This window comes from Vibrio sp. CCUG 15886, from assembly GCF_028570825.1.
Classification (GTDB): Bacteria; Pseudomonadota; Gammaproteobacteria; order Enterobacterales; family Vibrionaceae; genus Vibrio; species Vibrio vulnificus_B.
Map to the genome: position 1 here is coordinate 1 of NZ_JAQQBT010000033.1, position 5,251 is coordinate 5,251.

Below are 5,251 nucleotides of genomic sequence, written 5' to 3' on the forward strand. Positions count from 1 at the left end.
CGCATAGTAAAAATGCCACGCGTTGCGAATCCCTCTTGAGCAGTTTGTTAGTTTGCAAACCCAAAGCGTTGATTTTAAGTTATTTTAAACTTTGCAAACAACAAACTTTATGTGCTTTGGTGCATTTAAGTCAGGCGTAGTCTAAAAACGGCTAGTCAATGAAACCACTTGGAACAAACAACGCCGCAGAAAACGAGCTTACAACACCAAAAATCGCTTTTGGAAAACAAATCTCACAATGCGGACTTTCAACAAAGCAACTGAAACCACATGAACTTACCACACCAGAGAAAACGCCATTTCAGCGAGTAAATCGGCTTTTGTACCAACAAACTCAACGAGCAGAGTTTCAGCAAAAAACTGCGACTCAGTTAACCTCAAAGTCACCGCACCAAAGAACAAATCAACCGTTGAAACGATGCCAATTTTGGACTTTCACCATGTTAGTTAACACTGAAATTGAACGCCGATACGACAATTTCAACTTTGAGCTTTTACCACTAGATCTTGCGATATAGCTGCGTTTTTCCTCTTGCAAACTAACGCCCTGTTAAGGGGTGAGCAACGCAATACAGAAGCCGCCGCATACCACCTTAATCACTAAAAACAACGCATAGTAAAAATGCCACGCGTTGCGAATCCCTCTTGAACAGTTTGTTATGTGCGTGCTTGAAACCTACTCTACACTTGGCTCCGGTAAAACTGGGAGTGTACTGTCCATATAAGTTAAAAAGTTTTCCCATAACTCGTGCGTTCTTTGCTTAGTTAACTTAGTTTTGCACGATATCGCCATAATTCCACGAATAGTTCCATCACGCCATTGCGTATAAACCGAATCACAGTGAGAGGACATATATGCTTGCCAATCCTGTTGAGCAAGTTTAATTGCTGCGATCAGTTCTGAGTCATGAGAGTTGTGCTCAAAGCTAGTGTTTAGATATTTGTCTAATTTAACTTGTGCTGACTCTAGCTCAATCGCGGCACATTGGTTTATCTCGATTGTGGTCATCGCATTATTACAGTCAATGGACTCTTCTTCAGCAAGAGCACCAAATGATAGACTAGCTAATATGATGATTAGACACTTATTCATCGTTTTCTCCGAAAGCACATAACGCCCAATTAAGGGGTGAACAACGCCTCCACCCAACCTAACGCATAGTGCCATAAACACTAAATTTGAAGTAGAAGCAAAAGTGCCAAGCGTTGTGAATCCCTCTTAAATTGCTTGTTAGCATGATTATTACGTACAGTACTTACTTGCTTTCCCCTGAGCAAAGCCCGCGATTAAATCAAGCTTATTGATGCGCTTCTCTCGAACTGTCTCTTCATTTCTATCAACAATCTTAGTCAGGAGTAAGTACTCTCGATTAAAGAAGAATGAGAAACCATCCCCTTCAGAGTTTGCGACAATAAAGCATTCTTCATATATGTTTTCCACACTACTATTCTTAGCAAGATCATCATAGGGATTGCTTCCGTGAGTGGATTGGTATCTTGAAAGCAACTCCTTGACCAAACTAGGGCTTCCCCATGTAACCAATACAACTTTTTCATTTAGATCGAGTAGCGACAAATGCTTTTTAAAATATTCCCCTTTAGTAAGGAAAACACCATATTTGTATATGTCCTCACCTTTGAAAGGTAGTTTAAGTTCCATACCGTCGGGATGGTTACGGGCGCTATCAATCATCCGTGTGATAGCCTTATTTCGTTTACCGTACATTTTCGCAAGTTTTGATATGGCTTCCATACCACCTTCACCGGGTGTATTTATCCTAGATATCAACCCGAACAACTCATCAATTTTGCTTTTTTCAGTGTTGCATTTTCTGCATACGTGAAAGTCACCTTTAGCATTTGTTCTTTTTTTGCTAACAGCAATTTGTGGTATCAAATGCTCAACAGAACGTCCGGCATCCGAATTTACGGACTTCTTAACGGCGATACCGCAATAAACACAATTCTGATTTTTTATCATGGTATTAATCAAAGCCTATAAATTTTTGAGTGCGTAGCATGCTAACGCTGCGTTAAGGGGTGAATGCCGCACAAACCAACTTCCCGCAGACCACTTTCACCACCAAAACTCGCCGCATACCAAAAATGCCACGCGGCATGAATCCCACTTGAACGCCTTGTTATGGCTTGGACTTAACGCGTTCTTTACTTGCCTGATTCAATCATTTCTATGATTTTATAGGCTTTTTCGAAGTGATCTAGCTGGTGAGTTTGAATCCACCAAGTAGCTGCCTCCATTAACAACTCTGGATCGTCGTTTTTATTAGCGAAAAATGCATAGAATGAAACTCCAACATTCTCGCCCTTTTGTGCGATTTTCTTAGCACAAACATCTAACACTTTACGACGTAAGGATTCACGCATTCATTATGCCCACTTAGATTGAAGTAAAAACAATACTTTACACAACGAATAGAGCACAAACAACAAATACTGTTTATCCAAACAGTGTCATTTTTGAGGAAGCCATAACGCCGCATTAAGGTGTGAGCAACGCTACCACGAAACTAAACCAATACGCCTTAAACACAAAACCCAACGATGGAATGAAAAATGCCAAGCGTTGGGAATCACTCTTAAATGCCTTGTTATATTCGTTATTCAGTGGTGAGTAATACATGCATACGCTTTACAATCATAACTATTGTCAATATCAGGTGGACTGATATAAAAACTACGACCGGCGTAAAAACGTACATGTTAATATCTAGCTTGGGCACACCAATACATGCTAAATCTAATAATTTCCCTCTAGTGATTGACTCTAGAAAGCACATAAATATAAGTGCCAATGCCAATACAATAGAGTAACAAATATTATAATAAAGCTGGTCCAGTAATGACTTCTTAACCGTGTAGAAAGGAACTTTGTTTCTTTCATTTCTCTCAGACAACTTTGAACTTTGGTCATAAACCAAAACTAAAACACTTAAGAGCAGTGCCGTAAATATCGCACCAAAGTTAACCAATAGTGATATCAGACTATCGTTAAGCTTAAAGCCTGATAAAAAAACCAAAATTCCAAACAAGAGTGGCACAATAAAGAAAGTGAATACATCAACAAGACTAACCTTACTTGATGATGCATCTTTTAATGTGTTCAAGTGACCAAAAATTATGTTGCAAACATTAATTTTCGAGCTCATATGGAACCTCTAAATTCATACCGGGGTACATTGTTTGAGCGTATTCTCTTGAGATTTGTCTAACCCACCAAGTCATAGACTCAAGTAGAGGAACGCCATTATCAAGAACCACTGTCTCATCTATTTCAATTTCACAAACTGTGTTGGTAGAGCGATTGCCGACACAAAATGTTCTCTTTTTGCCGTTTAGCTCTACCACTGTCTTTACTTGAGAACCAAACTCAGAAAGCACTTCCACTGCTTGTAACCTATCGTTACCTCGTGTCATGTAATCTCTAAGTTTTCCTAAGGTACCTTTGCGAGGAGGTTTAATAATTAACTCTTGTTCATTGTGCCCTAGTTTTCGTATTTGGTCTGCTGCATCTTTTAAACCAACAAATTTCGTTAACTTAACCTCTTTCGCAGGTGCATCTAACCACGCATGAATCGCCTTATCATACGCAAGAGGATTCATTTGAAGAGTTAGATTGGTTATGTTTTTGAAGTAGGTAGATAAAAGAACGTAGAAAAGAGTTTTTATGCCATTGCCTCTGTAAGAGTGCAAAAAAGCCATCGCCTCATTTACACCCACGGGGATGTAAAAATGCACGTAATGCTTGATTATCTCAGCATTATTTTGAGCTTTCTCGAAATCAACCTTACCAGTTTCAATATCAATGATATCTGTTTTAATACCATAGTAACCTACGTTGAACCAGCCGTAGATTTCTCGGGTATTCTCGTTAATGGTAAAATCACTAAATTGGTAAACTTGACGAGTATCATCTTTGATTTGGTATGAACCTGAGTTATTCCGAATAAATACCTTTAGGATCTCAAACAAGTCGTACTGCCCAATGCGATCCAAGGTTGAGTACCTTTGCTCTCTTTTACCCTCAAGATCTTTGTTGTAACAGCGAAACGAATAAGGAGCAAGAGAATGCATTTCATGCTCGTAAGTCTTAACCATGGCAAAAAGTTCCAAATAACATCAATGCCCGCATTATATGCACACACTCTCATTATTGGTACACATATATGCTCATAGTGTGACTAGAATATAACGCTGCGTTAAGGGGTGAATGCCGCTTAAACAAGCTTTCCGCAGACCACTTTCACCGCCAAAACTCACTGCATACCAAAAGTGCCACGCGGCATGAATCCCTCTTGAACGCCTTGTTATGCTTAATCTTCAATGGGTTACGTTTTGCTAGAACCAAGATTAACTCGACTTTGATTTACAAACAAAAGACAAAACGTAGAAAACCGAAATGACTCATAGTTTTAAAAATCGGACTTTGAAATTTGGCCGCTAAAACTCAAAAACCTAAGATCAAATTGCTGATTGAGCCAGCCACCCTAACCTCGCGCTTACATGAAAATTGATTGAGGCAATTTTCTGAACTTCCAGCGCCAAAGAATAAGTGTCCAGAAAACAGCGCCCACTGAAACCAACTTGCCGACGAGCTCAAAGCCAAAAAGCTGAGGGAACAAAGAAAAACCATAAACCACTGATTTTACGTGATTAAGCATAACGCCGCGTTAAGGGGTGCAGGCACGCAATACAAAAGCTACCGCACAGCGCCGTAACCACCGAACTCAACGCAAACTGAAAATGCCACGCGTGCCAAATCCCTCTTAAACGCTTTGTTATGCGCGCAGCTTTACTAATCCTTTTTATATTTTGACTCTTGGTACAACCAAGTAAACCAAAATACAAATGGTAGAACTATTGCTATAAAAACTATGGTCATGGACTGCTCGGAGATAAAGCCTTCAATCGAAGCATTGTCTTGAGTAGCGAAGTAAAACACTGCACGAACTAAGGAAACGATCAGTAGGAACGAGATAGTGTTACTAGCGACGTATCTAGCAGATCCTTTCTCCCTATTTTTAGCCCATCGTTCTTGTTGATCTATACTCATGCATCGTACCCCAATTTATAAAAAGAACATGGTAACTTTTGGTCTGAGCACAATCATGAATACTTTGAGTATTTTCGACCAAGTTAATAAAGATTTGAATAGCGCATAACGCTGCGTTAAGGGGTGAATGCCGTATAAACCAACTTTCCGCAGACCACTTTCACCACCAAAACTCGCCGC

5 protein-coding genes are annotated in these 5,251 nt (G+C 39.7%); all 5 read right to left on the reverse strand.

All coding sequences use genetic code 11. From position 1 onward, the window contains the following. Positions 1-676: 676 nt before the first annotated feature. The 5 genes from PQQ36_RS22170 to PQQ36_RS22195 all read right to left on the reverse strand — a co-directional run bounded on the left by PQQ36_RS22170 (position 677) and on the right by PQQ36_RS22195 (position 4,116). Positions 677-1,093, reverse strand: coding sequence for a lysozyme inhibitor LprI family protein (locus PQQ36_RS22170; protein ID WP_172561365.1), 417 nt, complete (start codon positions 1,091-1,093; stop codon positions 677-679). Positions 1,094-1,243: 150 nt separating this feature from the next. Continuing rightward, on the reverse strand, positions 1,244-1,981 hold the full coding sequence (locus tag PQQ36_RS22175) for a hypothetical protein (protein WP_140284199.1): 738 nt from the start codon (positions 1,979-1,981) through the stop codon (positions 1,244-1,246). Positions 1,982-2,166: 185 nt separating this feature from the next. Further along, complete coding sequence (locus PQQ36_RS22185; RefSeq protein ID WP_021453865.1) at positions 2,167-2,385, reverse strand: DUF6500 family protein; 219 nt, start codon at positions 2,383-2,385, stop codon at positions 2,167-2,169. 233 nt (positions 2,386-2,618) lie between these two features. Continuing rightward, positions 2,619-3,167 carry a hypothetical protein gene (locus PQQ36_RS22190; protein WP_109883276.1) on the reverse strand — a complete coding sequence of 183 codons (549 nt, stop codon included), beginning with the start codon at positions 3,165-3,167 and terminating at the stop codon, positions 2,619-2,621. Further along, entirely contained in the window at positions 3,151-4,116 is a 966-nt protein-coding gene (locus tag PQQ36_RS22195) for a hypothetical protein (RefSeq protein ID WP_273662692.1), read from the reverse strand. Before PQQ36_RS22195 ends, PQQ36_RS22190 begins: the two co-directional genes overlap by 17 nt. Positions 4,117-5,251: the final 1,135 nt, after the last annotated feature.

Excerpts from the sequence above, each read along its gene's own strand:
- PQQ36_RS22170 (WP_172561365.1), bottom strand. The coding sequence starts at position 1,093 with ATGAATAAGTGTCTAATCATCATATTAGCTAGTCTATCATTTGGTGCT.
- PQQ36_RS22175 (WP_140284199.1), bottom strand. The coding sequence starts at position 1,981 with ATGATAAAAAATCAGAATTGTGTTTATTGCGGTATCGCCGTTAAGAAG.
- PQQ36_RS22185 (WP_021453865.1), bottom strand. The coding sequence starts at position 2,385 with ATGCGTGAATCCTTACGTCGTAAAGTGTTAGATGTTTGTGCTAAGAAA.
- PQQ36_RS22190 (WP_109883276.1), bottom strand. The coding sequence starts at position 3,167 with ATGAGCTCGAAAATTAATGTTTGCAACATAATTTTTGGTCACTTGAAC.
- PQQ36_RS22195 (WP_273662692.1), bottom strand. The coding sequence starts at position 4,116 with ATGGTTAAGACTTACGAGCATGAAATGCATTCTCTTGCTCCTTATTCG.